The 15,656-nt window shown below is 43.0% G+C and carries 13 protein-coding genes, 7 tRNA genes and 1 rRNA gene; 18 read left to right on the top strand and 3 right to left on the bottom strand.

The annotated features are described in order from the left end of the window. From A8806_RS25090 to A8806_RS25040, 10 genes are all read left to right on the top strand, one after another. Positions 1 to 289, top strand: a 23S ribosomal RNA gene (locus A8806_RS25090); the annotation flags it as partial. Positions 290 to 355: 66 nt separating this feature from the next. Then, positions 356 to 429 (top strand) — tRNA-Asp (locus A8806_RS25085). Between the two features lie 84 nt (positions 430 to 513). Then, positions 514 to 586 (top strand) — tRNA-Val (locus A8806_RS25080). 10 nt (positions 587 to 596) lie between these two features. After that, a tRNA-Tyr gene (locus tag A8806_RS25075) sits at positions 597 to 678 on the top strand. Between the two features lie 59 nt (positions 679 to 737). Beyond that, positions 738 to 810, top strand: a tRNA-Thr gene (locus A8806_RS25070). Between the two features lie 32 nt (positions 811 to 842). Next, positions 843 to 916: transfer RNA gene (locus A8806_RS25065), tRNA-Met, on the top strand. 21 nt (positions 917 to 937) lie between these two features. Beyond that, positions 938 to 1,010: transfer RNA gene (locus A8806_RS25060), tRNA-Phe, on the top strand. Positions 1,011 to 1,045: 35 nt separating this feature from the next. Next, positions 1,046 to 1,118, top strand: a tRNA-Lys gene (locus A8806_RS25055). A 505-nt stretch (positions 1,119 to 1,623) separates the two neighbouring features. Next, positions 1,624 to 3,048, top strand: coding sequence for an aminotransferase class I/II-fold pyridoxal phosphate-dependent enzyme (locus tag A8806_RS25045; RefSeq protein ID WP_109733896.1), 1,425 nt, complete (start codon positions 1,624 to 1,626; stop codon positions 3,046 to 3,048). Then, positions 3,041 to 3,625 carry a nucleoside/nucleotide kinase family protein gene (locus A8806_RS25040; protein ID WP_109733895.1) on the top strand — a complete coding sequence of 195 codons (585 nt, stop codon included), beginning with the start codon at positions 3,041 to 3,043 and terminating at the stop codon, positions 3,623 to 3,625. The genes A8806_RS25045 and A8806_RS25040 overlap by 8 nt, the downstream gene beginning before the upstream one ends. Before the next feature lie 37 nt (positions 3,626 to 3,662). On the opposite strand, the gene A8806_RS26365 is transcribed toward A8806_RS25040, so the two are convergent. From A8806_RS26365 to A8806_RS27085, 3 genes are all read right to left on the bottom strand, one after another. Further along, on the bottom strand, positions 3,663 to 3,818 hold the full coding sequence (locus A8806_RS26365; protein ID WP_181368872.1) for a hypothetical protein: 156 nt from the start codon (positions 3,816 to 3,818) through the stop codon (positions 3,663 to 3,665). Between the two features lie 104 nt (positions 3,819 to 3,922). Beyond that, positions 3,923 to 4,384, bottom strand: a complete 462-nt coding sequence (locus tag A8806_RS25035) for an ImmA/IrrE family metallo-endopeptidase (RefSeq protein WP_109733894.1) — start codon at positions 4,382 to 4,384, stop codon at positions 3,923 to 3,925. A 55-nt stretch (positions 4,385 to 4,439) separates the two neighbouring features. After that, positions 4,440 to 4,928: a helix-turn-helix domain-containing protein gene (locus A8806_RS27085; RefSeq protein ID WP_109733893.1), complete on the bottom strand. Its 489-nt coding sequence runs from the start codon at positions 4,926 to 4,928 to the stop codon at positions 4,440 to 4,442. A 168-nt stretch (positions 4,929 to 5,096) separates the two neighbouring features. On the opposite strand from A8806_RS27085, the gene A8806_RS25025 reads away from it, so the two are divergent. The 8 genes from A8806_RS25025 (at position 5,097) to A8806_RS26455 (ending at position 15,655) form a co-directional block, all read left to right on the top strand. Then, positions 5,097 to 5,327 (top strand): helix-turn-helix domain-containing protein, encoded by a 231-nt coding sequence (locus tag A8806_RS25025; RefSeq protein WP_242996269.1) that lies wholly within the window; start codon positions 5,097 to 5,099, stop codon positions 5,325 to 5,327. A gap of 53 nt (positions 5,328 to 5,380) precedes the next feature. Next, complete coding sequence (locus A8806_RS25020) at positions 5,381 to 5,668, top strand: ribosomal-processing cysteine protease Prp (protein ID WP_109733892.1); 288 nt, start codon at positions 5,381 to 5,383, stop codon at positions 5,666 to 5,668. Positions 5,669 to 5,934: 266 nt separating this feature from the next. Then, positions 5,935 to 6,465 carry a phage major tail protein, TP901-1 family gene (locus A8806_RS25015; protein WP_109733891.1) on the top strand — a complete coding sequence of 177 codons (531 nt, stop codon included), beginning with the start codon at positions 5,935 to 5,937 and terminating at the stop codon, positions 6,463 to 6,465. A 113-nt stretch (positions 6,466 to 6,578) separates the two neighbouring features. Next, positions 6,579 to 6,935: a tail assembly chaperone gene (locus tag A8806_RS25010; protein ID WP_181368871.1), complete on the top strand. Its 357-nt coding sequence runs from the start codon at positions 6,579 to 6,581 to the stop codon at positions 6,933 to 6,935. Positions 6,936 to 7,006: 71 nt separating this feature from the next. Beyond that, on the top strand, positions 7,007 to 7,312 hold the full coding sequence (locus A8806_RS25005) for a hypothetical protein (protein WP_181368870.1): 306 nt from the start codon (positions 7,007 to 7,009) through the stop codon (positions 7,310 to 7,312). Then, complete coding sequence (locus A8806_RS25000; RefSeq protein ID WP_109733889.1) at positions 7,299 to 10,016, top strand: phage tail protein; 2,718 nt, start codon at positions 7,299 to 7,301, stop codon at positions 10,014 to 10,016. Before A8806_RS25005 ends, A8806_RS25000 begins: the two co-directional genes overlap by 14 nt. Next, entirely contained in the window at positions 10,016 to 11,542 is a 1,527-nt protein-coding gene (locus A8806_RS24995; RefSeq protein ID WP_109733888.1) for a distal tail protein Dit, read from the top strand. Before A8806_RS25000 ends, A8806_RS24995 begins: the two co-directional genes overlap by 1 nt. Next, positions 11,543 to 15,655 carry a phage tail spike protein gene (locus tag A8806_RS26455; RefSeq protein ID WP_112132953.1) on the top strand — a complete coding sequence of 1,371 codons (4,113 nt, stop codon included), beginning with the start codon at positions 11,543 to 11,545 and terminating at the stop codon, positions 15,653 to 15,655. Position 15,656 lies beyond the last annotated feature (1 nt).

The following is a 15,656-nucleotide window of genomic DNA, read 5'->3' as shown; positions in this document are numbered from 1 at the left end:
CTATCCGGCGTGGGCGTAGGATATTTGAGAGGAGCTGACCTTAGTACGAGAGGACCGGGTTGGACTGGCCGCTGGTGTATCTGTTGTCCTGCCAAGGGCATAGCAGAGTAGCCAAGCCGGGAAGGGATAAACGCTGAAGGCATCTAAGCGTGAAGCCCCCCTCAAGATGAGATATCCCATAACGTCAAGTTAGTAAGACCCCTTGAAGACGACGAGGTAGATAGGGCAGAGGTGGAAGTGCGGCAACGCATGGAGCTGACTGTTACTAATAGGTCGAGGGCATAACCAAGCAGGGTGATAGGAAATGGATGGAAAGATTCTTTGTATGCGGTTTTGAAGGTATATATCTTCATAAGGCCCAGTGGCTCAGTTGGTTAGAGCGCCGCCCTGTCACGGCGGAGGTCGAGAGTTCGAGTCTCTTCTGGGTCGTTGCAGTATCACAGAGTAAGATTTAATCAAGCTTCGTGGAATTGCATTATCATACTAATTAAATAGTGTGAAACAAAATGATGTGGGATCTTAGCTCAGCTGGGAGAGCATCTGCCTTACAAGCAGAGGGTCATAGGTTCGAGCCCTATAGGTCCCACTTACAAAATGGATGGATTCCCGAGTGGCCAAAGGGGGCAGACTGTAAATCTGTTGGCAACGCCTTCGAAGGTTCGAATCCTTCTCCATCCACTTAAAGGATTTTCCTTTAAAGCCAATTAGCCGAAATGGTTTGGCACAATAGTTATAATGCCGATGTGGCTCAATTGGCAGAGCAGCTGATTTGTAATCAGCAGGTTATCGGTTCGAGTCCGATCATCGGCTTTATCTCAACCGAGATAATTAAAATTTAATAACGCGGGGTGGAGCAGTCTGGAAGCTCGTCGGGCTCATAACCCGAAGGTCGTAGGTTCAAATCCTGCCCCCGCAACTCAGACTTTTTAAGTCTAATGCCCAGATAGCTCAGTTGGTAGAGCAGAGGACTGAAAATCCTCGTGTCGCTGGTTCGATTCCGGCTCTGGGCATTTTCTTTGCCAAAAGAAAGATAGTCTATAATTAGGGGCGTGTAGCTCAGGTGGTAGAGCACTTGACTTTTAATCAAGTTGTCCGGGGTTCGAATCCCCGCACGCTCATCTGGAAAAAGTACCGCAAATTCTGTATTTACTAGGGTTTGCGGTACTTTTTTTATGTCACAATCAAGGTTTGATTCCATCAACTTCTATATTTTTTATACCAAGAAAATTGTTGAGATGCAGAGTTATGGTTTTGTCATATTTCAGTCCCGGTGTAAGAATGAGTATTTCTCCAATCTCCCCTTTTATTACCCGGCAGTTTTTCTTTTTGGTCCTCTCGGCAGTCTTTGGGTCAGCAAACCTTGCTGACAGCTCGGGCACGCCTGTTCAGGATCTGCCAGTATAGGCTTCAATGATTATGGTTTCTATAGATCTTTTTTCCATATAATTTTTTAGAGTTTCTTCGTAAATAACTTTCATAGAAATCCTCCTTTGCCACGGTTTGCTTATTGATACTGCAATACAACTATAATATCGAATAAAATATTGAGATATACTTGTTATTTATGTTACCATAGAAGGAGTCCTGATGAAACAGGTTTTATTTTAAAAGGGAGTTGTAATGATGGAATACTTATATGATAAGTTAATAAAATATAGAAATTCAGACTATTATGCTTTTCATATGCCCGGTCATAAGAGGAATGGGGATCTGACAGGATGTGATCTGCCTTATGGTCTTGATATTACGGAGATTGACGGCTTTGACGATCTTCACCATGCAGATGGGATTTTGCTGCAGGCTCAAAAGCGGGCGGCATCTGTTTATCATGCGGATGAAACTTTTTATTTGATTAATGGCAGTACTTCGGGAATACTAAGTGCTGTTATGGGATGTACTGCAAAAGGGGATAAGATACTGTGTGCCAGAAATTGCCACCGGTCGGTTTATCATGCCGTATATATGAATGAATTGAAGCCGGTATATATTTATCCTGAGTTTTACAGCGATATTGAACTGAATGGGCACATTAATCCGGCAGAGGTTACGAGGACTCTGGAACAGCACAATGACATCAGGGCGGTTGTGATTACGTCTCCCACATATGATGGTGTTGTCTCAGATGTGGGGGCAATTGCAGAGGCCGCGCATAGGAAAGGAATTCCACTGATTGTAGATGAAGCTCACGGCGCTCATTTCGGCATGCATCCATATTTCCCCCAAAATTCTAATGTACTGGGGGCGGATGTTGTGATACATAGTCTGCACAAGACGCTCCCATCGCTTACTCAGACGGCTTTGATACATCTCAATGGCAGCTTTGTGGACAGGAGGGAAATTAAACGCTATCTGCATATGCTTCAGACAAGTAGTCCGTCCTATGTACTTATGGCGGGGATGGATGAATGTATTAGAATGCTGGATAATGGCAGCACCAGATGTTTTCAGACCTATGTGGAATTACTGGAAAAGGTGAGAGCAAGGCTGGGCAGGATGAAAAATTTAAAACTGATTGAGACGGACAGTTTCGACAGGTCGAAAATCGTGATTTCTGTGAAAGGTACAGACATTACGAGCAGAGGGTTGTATGAGGTATTATTGAACCAATATCATTTGCAGATGGAAATGACTGCCGGTTCCTATGTGCTTGCCATGACTTCTGTCGGAGATACTGCGGAAGGCATGGAGAGACTTGTGGAGGCGCTAGAAGAGATAGATGCACGGATCGCATCCGAAAGAAGTAGTGTAAAGAAAAAGCAGCAGATACATTTTTCGCTTCCCCGGCTGAAACAGGTGTATACAAGTGCAGAGACGGGGATGATAATGAAAAACAAGGTATCCGCATCGGAATATAAGTCATGGGAGTCATCTGAGGGTTTTGTTTCTGCCGAGTATGCATATATCTATCCTCCGGGAATTCCACTGATTGTGCCCGGGGAAGAGATTACGGCGGAGGCAGTCTCACAGCTTAGTGCATATGAAAAGATGGGATTTTCGGTTGAGGGACCCGAAAAAGAAGGAAAAATAGAGGTATTGGGAAATGAGTAAGATTTGCTATATCATGGGAAAAAGTTCATCCGGCAAGGATACTATTTTTAAAAGATTAAAGGAAAGGCGCCCTGAGTTCCGGACGATTACATTGTATACCACGCGGCCAATCCGTGAGGGCGAAACGGATGGGGTAGAATATCATTTTACAGATGAATCCGGGCTGAAGGCGTTGGAGGATAAGGGCTGTGTCATTGAAGTCCGGGCATATAATACCAAGTGCGGAATCTGGAAATATTTTACGGCGGACGACGGGCAGATTGACCTGGAGAAAGAAGATTATATTGTAATAGGGACATTACAATCTTTTGAGGCGATGAGCCGCTATTTTGGGCGGGATAAATTGTTGCCGGTCTATGTAGAAGTGGAAGACGGGTTGAGGCTGAAAAGGGCACTTGACAGGGAATTGCAGCAGAATGAACCGAAGTATGCGGAGATGTGCCGCAGGTTTTTAGCCGACCAGGAAGATTTTTCGGAGGATCATATTAAGGCGGCCGGGATAGAGAGGCGGTTTTCTAACGAGGATATTGAGGAATGTTTGAATGAAATTGAGGATTACCTTAATGAAAACCTGTAAAGGCAGGAATACGGCGGGAAGAAGAAAAAGAAGCAGATTACTCTGCTTCTCCTTCCGCAACTATATCTTCGAGAACACGAATTAAATCATGAATTGTCTTTAACTGGACATTTTTCTCGAGGATACAGTTTTTCAAATTGATTGGTAAAGATTCAAATTTGTCCCTTAATTCGGGAGCCACGTAAGATGCCATAAAATCACCTCGGTATAGAATGTCCCGAACTGACAGAAAGTATGTATGGCAGAAAAATTATCAGAGAAAACACCACATTTTGTTCGATAATACTCAGAGTTCCTTTAAACGATTCGGCCTATCCCAAAATGTGGGATGAACATGATCCAGTAGTTATCCACCGTGGTTATCATTCCGTATTTATCGCGGTAGCAATCAATACATTCCCGTAGATATTCTTCTGTTACATCCAGATACTGGGCTGTGTCATGCCAGTTTCTGTATCCGTGTTCGAATGCGCTGATCAGCCCCTTTAAACCAATCAGCCTGTTATAGCCATCCAGTCTTGCCTGCCGTTCCTGTTTGCGGTTCCAGGCGTCTGACATATCCATAATGTCTCCCACGGTCGTATGATAGTGACCAAGTTCTTCAGCAAGTGTGCAGGCTTTTTCAGCGTCTGTGTCAATATCCTTACGGATTGCAATCTTTTTTCCTTTTATACGTCCGTTGCTGGATATGAGGGGCTTTTCTTTTACAGTTAAACCGTTTTCACAGGCCTCGTCTAAAAGTGTTTCGTAGTTGTTCATTAGTCAACACCTCCAAATTAAATATAACATATAGCCTGTCCTTTAAACGGGACTTTTAAAAATTTTCATCATCCATGATATTATCATCATGTTTTATCATATCTTTCGTTACTTCGATATCAGTCCTTGTATGGGCTGCCCTGACTTCTAATTCATAGTTATCATTATACAGCGGGTTGCATGTCATCTCCCGGGCTGTATCGAGTAGTCTTATCTTCCCCTTCGAATTCATTTTTTCCATCTCGGTTATAACCAGATCTTCATAGCTGCCCTTTGGAATGGGATTCGTCTTTTCTACTGTAGGGAAAACAGATATTCCATGAAAGAATTGCTGACCGTCATCTTTCCAACCCATGAGATAGGCAGGGGTTGTGTTTAATGCAGCGGCTATAATTGATAATGACTCAGCGGGGATCTTATCAATATCCCCTTTTTCATAACGGAAAATTGTAGAGCGGGACACGCCTAGCTTCTCTGCAAGGACGTCCGCCGTCAGTCCCATTTCTTTTCTTCTTTGTTTGATTCTCTCGCCTGTATCGGACATTGTGTATACACCTCCTGAATATAATATAGCATGTAAGATGCAAAAACGCAACATATTAATCGCGTAAATGCTATTTTACTATTGACTTATTTGCCTGAGTAAGGTAGTATAATGACATGAGTTGCATAAACGCTACTGAAAATACTGACAACAAGGGAGAGTGATAGATTGCCGGATTTGATTGTAAATGTGGTAAAGCTGAAGGCTAAAATTGTGGAGAGGGGTACAACTCTGGAGGCGGTTGCAGATTCAGCGGGGATGAACAGGAGTACACTTTACAGAAAGCTGAAGGATAATGGGAATAAACTGACGATAGGTGAGATACATAAAATTGTACAGGCAGTTCCCTTGAGCAGAGAAGAGGCGGTGGAAATTTTTTTTGATCACGTTGTTGCATAAATGCTACTATTGTGCACTGATAAAAAAAGAAGATCAGAGAAAAGAGGATTGGATTGATTCGTGTATGTATTTGTAAGGATGAAATAACAGTCAGCGGACATGCTGGCTATTCTGTACAGGGCAGTGATATTGTATGCGCGGGTGTATCCGTATTACTGCAGACATTAGTGAAGGGGATATTAAATTTAACGGATGACAAGATAGAATATAATCTGGCTCCGGGGAAGGCGATAGTGAGATATGAAAAGATATCGGAAAAGTCAAAAGTTTTAATAGACTCTTTTTTTACAGGTATCTTCATGATTGCAGATGCTTATTCAGACTACATCTGTATCATATAAGATTTTAACTTTAGATGAGAAAGGGGGCAGAAGATGTATAAAAAAATCAATATTCGGACAAAGTCCGGCAGAAAATTGATACGGTCACCATGTAAGAGTAATTGAAGATACTGCCTGATTCGGCAGATGAAGGTACAATCAAGAAATTTGCATGGTTCTTAAGGGATGCTGACTGGAGGATCATGACTAACAATTTAAACGAACAAACCTGCTTCACAGCATTTTGAAGCCAGAGTTTCAATTTAATTTATGGAGGTATTACTACTATGGAAAAAATGAATTTACAAATGTTTGCAGAAGCTGTACAGGGAAAGAAAGTCGTATATTTATACCGCATCAAGAAAGATGCGGCTGCAAGTGACGGAACACTTCTTGCATTTACAACAGAGAATGGCAGAACAAAGAGCAAAGAGGCTGAGACAACAGCGACTAAGGATGGTTCCATCCGCACGCCGGGTGCAGCAGAAGTTGAGGTTACAGCGACCACTATTCTGACAGAAGGTGATGTTATGATCGATAAACTGGAAGATGCAATGGATGCAGATGAACTGATCGAGATCTGGGAGGCAAATCTTGCAGAGAAAGGGTCAGCTGATGGAACATTTAAGGGAATGTATTTTCAGGGATATTTAACAAGTTTTGAGAAAACTTCTTCAGCAGAAAATTATGTGGAGTGTTCTCTGACATTCGGAATTAATGGTTCAGGTAAGCGCGGTGATGTGACTGTAACTACAGAGCAGCAGGAAATTGCAGATTATGTTTTCTCTGATACTAAGAAAACAGGTGCAGGAGCTTAAAAGAGTGGAAACACCACTTTCTTTAACAACTTAGCACTCACGGAAACTCTTTTCCACATTTTATGTGGCTGAGTTTCCGTGAGTACTTAAATAAAATACAGGAGGTAATATATATGGTTTTAAATATAAGAGATAAAGAATTTGAGGTACATTTTGGGATTAAATTTATACGTGAGCTGGATAAGGCTAATTATTTTGTGAAGGAAGGGGCAAAGTTTGGCGCCGGCCTAGAACTTAAGATTCCAATGCTGTTTACTTACGATACGGTTGCCTTGTCAGAGGTGATTTATGCAGGAACCTGTACACAGAAGGTCAGGCCGGCTGTCAGTGATATTGATGAATATGTCGAGAACTGTGAGGACATCGAAAAGCTGTTTGACGAGGTGATCAGTGAACTAAAAAAGGAAAATGCTACCAGACTAAAGATGAAGCAGCTCACGGAGGAATTGGAGAAACAGAAGAAGAGATAAGCTGTCAAACGTCAGAAGAGACATATGAGGAAATTGTAGTTAATTGTTTTCGCTTACTTGGGATGACTAAGATGAACGATATTGACTGCATGACATTTTATGAATATGAACTGAGAATGAGAGCATATCGTCTTAAAACAGTGGACGATGAGTATAGGATATATCTTCAGGCCTGGGTAAACAGAGAAATAAAAGCGGAAAGAAGAAAGGGAAAAACTCGTTCTGAACCTGTATATAAAAGGTTCGAGGACTTTTTCAACTATGAGAATCGCCTAAAAAATGTGCTGGGGAAGAAACTAGAAAGGAAGCCTTCTTCCAGGGCTGCAGACAGATATATTGAATTTATGGAAAGGAGGAAAATAAATGGAGAGCTATAGTGTACAGGTGGTATTAAGCGCAGTAGATAATGGCTTTACAGGCACAATCAATAGCGCGGTGAAATCATTAGAGGCCCTCCAGAGTGCTTCTAAAGCAGCTTCAGATATGGTCTCGGGAGTTGAGAGTAAAGTCGAAACTGCCGCAGGTTCGGGGAATTTTTTCTCACAGATTACAGATGATTTTCAAAAGTCATTCGGAAATGTGACTGCATTGATGAATGAGATATCGAAACCGGCAGACGACCTTTTAAAAAAGTTTAAATCTATAGTGGACCAAACAGGTAAGGTCGGTACTAAAGTTGAAACGGTTCTCTCTAAAATGAAGGATTTTGGAAGTGGAAAGATAAAAATTGCTAATGAACAGCTGGAGAAAATGAAGGGAAGTTTAAAAAGTGGTTTTGACGGGATTCCAGGTGTTAAAAAAAGTCTGCAGGGGCTTATTCCAGATAGTCTGGAGCAGAGGATACGGAATATCGGCCCGATAGCAAAAGGCAGTTTTATGATGTTTGGAAATAAAATCGGTAAAGCATCGTTTGAATTTAGCGCTATGACTGGGCGTTTTGATAAAGATGCACCTAAGATATGGAAGGTAATTGATAATATTGGGGAAAAATCCAGAAAACTGCCAGATGTAGTCAGTAAGATTGGAACCGGATTATCAAAAACTGCAGATGTAGGCGTAAAGTCTATGAATGGGATGGTTACCGGACTTACAAAAGTGATGGGAGTTGCTGCAAAATCAGTAGGTCCGGCTTCACTTGCGGGGCTGGCTCTTGTAGGTCTTGGGGTATTACAGGGGCAGTTTGGAGGACAGATTGATGAGGTCATCCAAATGGTAACAACAAAAGGGCCTGAAATTATACAGGGGCTGGTATCCGGTATTACAAGCAAAATACCAGAACTTGCAAATATGGGAGGTACCCTTCTTGTCAGCTTAATGAATATGATGCAGGCAAATATACCAGCTGTTGCATCCGGAGGGCTGCAAATCGTTACGGCTCTTATTAGTGGATTGACCGCAAATCTCCCCCAGATGATTCCGGCAGCTATAAACCTGATCACCACATTGGTAACAACTGCCATATCAATGCTGCCGCAAATACTGATTCTGGGGCTTCAGGTAATAATGAGCCTTGTTGATGGTGTTATGGGAAACATGGATTTGCTAATGAGTTCTGTTATGGAGATAATCAGTACACTGACTAATGCCATAACTTCAAATTTACCGACGATTATTTCAATGGGCATCATGATCCTTATAAATCTGGCACAAGGGTTAATACAGGCATTACCAACACTTATTGCGGCAGCGTTACAAGGAATGGCAATGATTATTGATACCATTTCTCAAAATTTACCTGTTATCTTACAGGCAGGCGTACAGATTATAGCCATGCTAATACAGGGATTAGTGAATAGTTTACCACAGATTCTTTCATCGGCTGCCCAGATGATACAGTCTTTGATCATGGGGATCGTTGAGAATCTGCCACAGATTATTCTTGCAGGAGTTCAGATCATATTGATGTTAGTTACCGGTATTGCCCAGATGCTGCCTGAAATTTTAGCGGCAGGCTGGAATATCATAAAATCGCTGGGTGAAGGACTTATCAATGCGATACCTGAGATATTGACTTCAGTCGTAGAGGGCATCAAGGGACTTTTCTCTGGATTATGGGATTTTATTACCGGGAAAAGTGAAGAAGGTGCAGAGAATACAAAGGCAAAAATGCAGGAACTTTCGGAAAGTATGAAGGCCAGTACATTAGAGGCCGGAGAGTCCGTGAAAATGAACTTTGGTACTATGAGTGCTGACACATCTGCAAGTACGGCACTAATGAGCGATAACGTGGCGAACGCACTTGCAAATATGAATGCCACTGCATCGACAGAAACCGGGAATATGGCAGGAAATATAAATAATGCAATGGGCAGTGTACAGCTTATGTCTACAGATGGGTTAAGTAGTATCATGGTTTCTTACCAGAATTGCTTCAGTGCAATCCAGAATACTGTTACATCAGCGATGGATAGCGTGAATGCTAAAGTGGCTGAGGCAATGTCAAGTTTTGTATCTGCTGTGCAAAGTGGAATGGCCTTTGCGAGTATTGCGGCATTCACGGGTGTAAGCCAGATCAAAGCAACATTTGATACGTTACCGTCAAAACTCTTTTTAGTTGGAGAATTTGCAATGTCTGGCCTGACAAGCGGTCTGCTGACAGGAGAGTCGCAGGCAGTTGCAGCTGCGTATTCTATTGCAAATCGAATAGCTGCCACAATGAGAAGTGCATTGGATATTAATTCACCATCAAAAGTTACTAAAAAAATCGGTGAGTATGCCGGAATGGGTCCTGCTATCGGAATGCTGAATATGCTGCCGAAGGTTCAGAGTGCAAGTAATGCGCTTGCAGAGGCAATGCAGCCGATCACGGCATCTGATTTTCTCGGGTCGCCAGGTACATATCACATAAATTGTGGCGTATCAGCGTTGGGATTTGAGGGGACAGGCAGTGTGGGTTCATATATGAGAGAAGCGATGAATGGTATCAGGGAAGCTGTGAAAGAGCAGAGCAATAAAACGTATGTGCTCGAAGTACCAGTGACTTTAGAGGGCAGGGAGATTGCGAAAGGCAGTGCAGTGTATACACAGGAAGAACTTGCTAAAAGAGCAAAGCTTAAACAATGGATGGGAGGCTATAGATAATGTATGAATTTATTGATATAACGGGACAGCATGAAAGTAATAGTCTTCCCGCCGAGGCACTTAATATAAACGGAGTTTATATTGAGAATGAGATTAAAGGATATCGTACCCTGTATGTTACAGGGCGCGAACTTCTGGAATCTGAAATACAAGACCGCCAGATTGGTAATTCAGACGGTACTGAGTTCCAGTATAAGAGGAATATCCCACGGGTTATCACTGTTGCGTTTGCGCTTAAGTCAGACACCCCGGAAGAATTCCGGGAGAAGTTTAATAAACTCAATCAGATTCTCAATCAGGAGGAGGCCAGGCTTGTCTTTTATGACGAGCCTGACAAATACTTTGTTGGTACGAAGAGTACAGTTGACGAAGTATCGGAGGGGCAGCTGAGTGTAACAGGGAAATTTGATATATACTGTGCGGATCCATATAAACATTCTGTAGTGGAGAAGACATTTCCGGCAGCGGTGAATCAGGACGGGGTGCTGGAGGCTGTGATTGTGAATAATGGGACGAAAGAGGTACCGATTGATTATACAATTACACATGGGCACGAGAATGGATATGTGGGAATTGTAAGTGAGTACGGGGTAATCCAGCTTGGATCGGCGGATGAAGTTGATGCGGAGATACGCCAGAAATCACAGGAACTGTTTAATTATAAGAATCCATCTGAGATGGGGGCTATGACAGACGGACAGGGCATTCTGACTGAGAATTTCCCGAAAAACGGGACATTTAAGACAGTGACGGTTAACGGCCAGCCGGCGCTGGCACTGAACAGTGTCGGGAGCGGGAATAACTGGCACGGGGCCAGCAAGATGGTTACACTGCCGGCGGATTCCAATGGTGAGATTGGCGCTGCAAACTTTTTAGCACAGTCAAAAATCTGGTTTGAAACAGGAAAAGTCCCGCAGACGGGGCTGCTGGAATTTGTTGTCGGTGACGAAAGCGGGCAGCATTTAGCATCCATACATATTTTAAAAAAGGCAACCAATACGAATCAGGCAGCCGCAGTCATGCTGGTCCAGCTACAGGAGAAGAACAGGATCAAATATGAACCCACGGCGTGGTCTGTTACAGCGAATAATGTGGGAACGAATATATATATCCGAAAAAGCGGAGAATTGTTTGAATTTTGTTTCGGAGGAAAGAAATATCAGTATCGGGTTCCGGCACTGAAGAATGTGAAAGCAAAGACAGTAACTATTTTTTTAGGGCAGTGGGGAACACGCGGTGCAGGAAATCTGGTTGCAAGGATGTATTTCCACAATGTTTTATTTCAAAAAGACAACGTAGGATACTGGTATGACATTCCGAACCGTTATCGGGCGGGAAGTACGGTATATGTAGACGGGTCTGCCACGAAGGTTTATGTGAATGGGATTGCCAGTATGGATGATGAGCAGATAGGGAGTAAATACTTTAAAGCTCCACCGGGAGAGACGAAGGTACAGTTCTATTATTCGGACTTTTGCAACCCGGCGCCCACGATAACGGCAAAGATTAAGGAGGCGTTTTTATAAATGGATAATATAAGAATTGCGTTGTTAAATGCATATGATAAAGTATGTGCTTTTTTAGACAATGAGGCTCCGGAATCAATGCATTATTATCAGGATGAACTTCATCAGTATCTCAAAGGATCTGCTGCTACTTATTCATTTAAAACCAGTGCAAAGCACAAGGATGCGTCGTATCTTACGGAAGGGAACAAATTGGCCTTTCGTTACAGAGATTGTGATTTTTATCTGAATATCATGACAGTGACGAAAGATGAGTATGAGATTGAGGTAGAAGCGTACAGTTTAAATTTCGAATTGCTGAATGAACAGAAGGAAGCCTACAAGGCAACTAATGCTATGACATTTGCCCAATATCTGGATATTTTTGATTACGAAAAAGTGGTTACACTGGGAGTAAATGAAGTTTCAGGTAAATCTGTCAAACACGAATGGAGCCAGACAGAGACAATGCTGGCCAGAATATTTTCCCTAGCTGATGTTTTTGACGCAGAAGTAGAATTTATACCTAGATTAAATCCCGATTACTCTCTGAACAGTATTGTTATGAATGTTTATCAGAAACACAGTGATACAGTTCAGGGTGTCGGGAGTAACCGTACAGACGTGATACTCCGTTATGGGAGAAATGTATCAGGAATTACGAAAACTTCAGATATTACAGAACTGTATACGGCTATCCGGCCAATTGGAAAAGACGGGCTTACAGTGAGCAGCATTAATAAGACAGAGTATGATGCAGAGGGCAAGGTGGAATATACTTGTCCGTCCGGAAAAAGGAATATCTACGCAGTTCAGGCAAGGGACCGATTTCCGTCTAATCTCATGGCCAACGAAAACGAAAGGTATATTGCTGAAATTTGGGAATATGATACGGACAATGTAAATACGCTGTATGCCCAAGGTCTGGCAGAATTAAAAAAGAACTGTGTCCCTCAGATAAGTTACGAGGTGGAAGGGTACTTTGATACGGGCATCGGAGACACGGTAACAATTGCTGATGAGGAGTATAATCCGGAGTTATATTTACAAGCGAGAGTTACCGAACAGTCCCGTAGTTTTACAGATCCAGAGCAGAATAAAACCACGTTCAGTAATTATAAAGAGCTGCAGTCGGAGATAGATCCTGCGCTGCTTAAGAAGATGAACGAACTGTTCGAGGCAAATAAGGTATATACTTGTTCAATCACTACAGACAACGGAATTATTTTCAAAAATAATGAAGGAACAACCACCTTAACAGCGTTTGTTATGGATGGCGGCAAGGATGTGACGGGAAATCTGAATATCCGCTGGCTGAAAAATGCGGAGGAGATATCTTCTGGAAAGTCAATCATTGTTAAAGCCGCTGATGTTTCCGGCAAGGAAGTATACAGATATGAAGTGACTGATGTGGCCGGTACGGTACGCGGTTCATTTGAGGTCACTGTCACGAATATTTATGACGGTGAAAAAGGGGATAAGGGAGATAAAGGCGATAAGGGAGAAAAAGGAGAGCAGGGGGACCAGGGAATCCAGGGGCCTTCAGGAGATCCCGGAAAGTCTTCTTACTTTCATATCAAATATAGCCCTGTGATAAATCCGTCAGCATCCCAGATGACAGAAACCCCGGATAAGTATATCGGAACGTATGTTGATTTTCAGGAGGCGGATTCAAACAATCCGAAAGATTATAAATGGCAGAGGCTCGAGGGGGCACAGGGACCCGAGGGCGCCCGCGGGATACCGGGTGAAAATGGTGAAGATGGGAATACCTCTTTTTTACATATCAAATATTCAAATGATGGCGGAAAAACATTTACGGATAACAGCGGAGAAACACCGGGAGGATGGTTAGGTATTTATGTAGACTTTTACCAGCCTGACTCTGACAAACCGGGAGATTATAGATGGAAAAAGATTGAAGGAGAGATTGGTGTAAAAGGAGATACAGGCGAGCCAGGTAAAGGAATCAAAGAAAGGAACGCATATTATCTCGTCTCTTCAAAGGACAGCGGGATTACAACGTCAACCGCAGGATGGCAGAAGACGATTCCGACAATCACAGAGGCAAACCGGTTTTTATGGATATATGAAGAATATATCTACACAGATGAAACGAAGGATAACACGACACCAAGAGTTACCGGAGTATATGGTGAAAAGGGTGACAAAGGAGATAAGGGTGATAAAGGCGATCAGGGACAGCGCGGTCTTCAGGGACTTCAGGGTGTGAAAGGAGACCAGGGACTTCAGGGGCCAAAAGGTGCAGACGGTAAGAGCAGTTATACACATATAGCATATGCCAACAGTGCGGATGGAAAGACTGATTTTTCCGTGTCGGACAGTAACCGTACTTATATTGGGATGTATGTTGATAATGTGGTGACAGACAGCACAAATCCTGAAGCCTATTCGTGGAGTAAGATTAAAGGTGCGGATGGAGCTCAGGGGACACCCGGGAAGGCAGGTGCAGATGGTAAGACGCCTTATCTACATATTGCTTATGCAGATAGTGCGGATGGAAAGACAGGATTTTCAGTGTCGGATAGTGCCAATAAGCTGTATATTGGGCAGTATACGGACTTCACAGCGGCGGACAGTACAGATCCTGCGAAATACTCCTGGACAAAGATCAAGGGTGATCAGGGGCCTCAGGGGGTACAGGGACCGAAAGGTACGGATGGAAAACAGTACTATACATGGTTAAAATATGCGGATACACCAACTGACGGAATGAGTGATGATCCTGCCAATAAATCCTATATCGGTCTTGCTTATAATAAGACTACGGCAGCGGAGAGCAGCAGTTATGCGGATTATACATGGTCAAAGATAAAAGGCGAAAAGGGCGATCAGGGTGTCGCCGGAGGAAAAGGCGCGGATGGAAAGACCTATTATACGTGGATTAAATACGCGGCAAGTGCATCCGGCGAAGGTATGGGTGATGATCCCACTGGTAAGGCTTACATAGGTCTGGCCTATAATAAGACGACAGCCGCGGAGAGTACGAACCCAAGTGATTACACATGGTCACTCATCAAGGGTGAAAAAGGTGATAAAGGAGACAAGGGCGATAAAGGAGATCAGGGGCAGCGTGGCCTGCAGGGACTTCAGGGTGCGAAAGGAGATCAGGGACTTCAGGGGCCAAAAGGTGCAGACGGTAAGAGCAGGTATACACATATAGCATATGCCAACAGTGCGGATGGAAAGACTGATTTTTCCGTGTCGGACAGTAACCGTACTTATATTGGGATGTATGTTGATAATGTGGTGACAGACAGCACAAATCCTGAAGCCTATTCGTGGAGTAAGATTAAAGGTGCGGATGGAGCTCAGGGGACACCCGGAAAGGCCGGTGCAGATGGTAAGACGCCTTATCTTCATATAGCATATGCCAACAGTGCGGATGGTAAGAGTGGCTTTTCTGTGTCGGACAGTGCCAATAAGTTGTATATTGGGCAGTATACGGACTTCACAGCGGCGGACAGTACAGATCCTCTGAAATACTTCTGGACGAAAATAAGAGGAGAGGATGCCGCTGTTATCAGTTCTACAGAGCCGGAAGATAAGACAAAATTATGGTGTGATACTTCCATTGAACCTCCGTTGATGAAACATTATAACACTATAGCAGGGGCATGGGAGATTGTGAATGATCAGTCAAGTGCAATCGAGACAATCTATCAGAGTGCATATGCTGAAATTGACAAGGTATCTGATAAAGTTCTGTTTGAGGTCGGCGAGAAAACTTATCTCAAGGAGGATGTTGACAGCCTGATAGGAGAGGTAAATACAAAATTTGAACAGACTAAAGATTCCTTTGTATTTGATTTCAATCAGCTTACTGAAAATTTAAATAAACTGTCTACTGGTACAGATTCTGAATTCAACGAGATAAAAAAATATATACGGTTTATTGACGGAGCTATTATTATCGGGGTGGAAGGTAATCCGCTGACGTTGAAGATGATTAATGACAGGATATCATTTCTGGAAAATGGAAATGAAGTTGCATACATCAGTAACCGTCGTATGTATATCAACGATGCAGAAATTCTTTCGTCGCTGGTACTTGGGAATTTTGCATTCACACCACGCACGAATGGGAATCTGTCATTTGGAAAAGTGAGGTAAA

Source organism: Faecalicatena orotica (assembly GCF_003149245.1).
In the GTDB taxonomy this organism is placed as follows: Bacteria; Bacillota; Clostridia; order Lachnospirales; family Lachnospiraceae; genus Faecalicatena_A; species Faecalicatena_A orotica.
Note: the sequence above shows the minus strand (reverse complement) of the source record. Positions and strands in the feature narration are given on the sequence as shown.

Bases quoted from the DNA above. Each gene is read 5' to 3' on its own strand.
- A8806_RS25045 (WP_109733896.1), top strand. From the start codon at position 1,624: ATGGAATACTTATATGATAAGTTAATAAAATATAGAAATTCAGACTAT.
- A8806_RS25040 (WP_109733895.1), top strand. From the start codon at position 3,041: ATGAGTAAGATTTGCTATATCATGGGAAAAAGTTCATCCGGCAAGGAT.
- A8806_RS26365 (WP_181368872.1), bottom strand. From the start codon at position 3,818: ATGGCATCTTACGTGGCTCCCGAATTAAGGGACAAATTTGAATCTTTA.
- A8806_RS25035 (WP_109733894.1), bottom strand. From the start codon at position 4,384: ATGAACAACTACGAAACACTTTTAGACGAGGCCTGTGAAAACGGTTTA.
- A8806_RS27085 (WP_109733893.1), bottom strand. From the start codon at position 4,928: ATGTCCGATACAGGCGAGAGAATCAAACAAAGAAGAAAAGAAATGGGA.
- A8806_RS25015 (WP_109733891.1), top strand. From the start codon at position 5,935: ATGGAAAAAATGAATTTACAAATGTTTGCAGAAGCTGTACAGGGAAAG.
- A8806_RS25010 (WP_181368871.1), top strand. From the start codon at position 6,579: ATGGTTTTAAATATAAGAGATAAAGAATTTGAGGTACATTTTGGGATT.
- A8806_RS25005 (WP_181368870.1), top strand. From the start codon at position 7,007: ATGAACGATATTGACTGCATGACATTTTATGAATATGAACTGAGAATG.
- A8806_RS25000 (WP_109733889.1), top strand. From the start codon at position 7,299: ATGGAGAGCTATAGTGTACAGGTGGTATTAAGCGCAGTAGATAATGGC.
- A8806_RS24995 (WP_109733888.1), top strand. From the start codon at position 10,016: ATGTATGAATTTATTGATATAACGGGACAGCATGAAAGTAATAGTCTT.
- A8806_RS26455 (WP_112132953.1), top strand. From the start codon at position 11,543: ATGGATAATATAAGAATTGCGTTGTTAAATGCATATGATAAAGTATGT.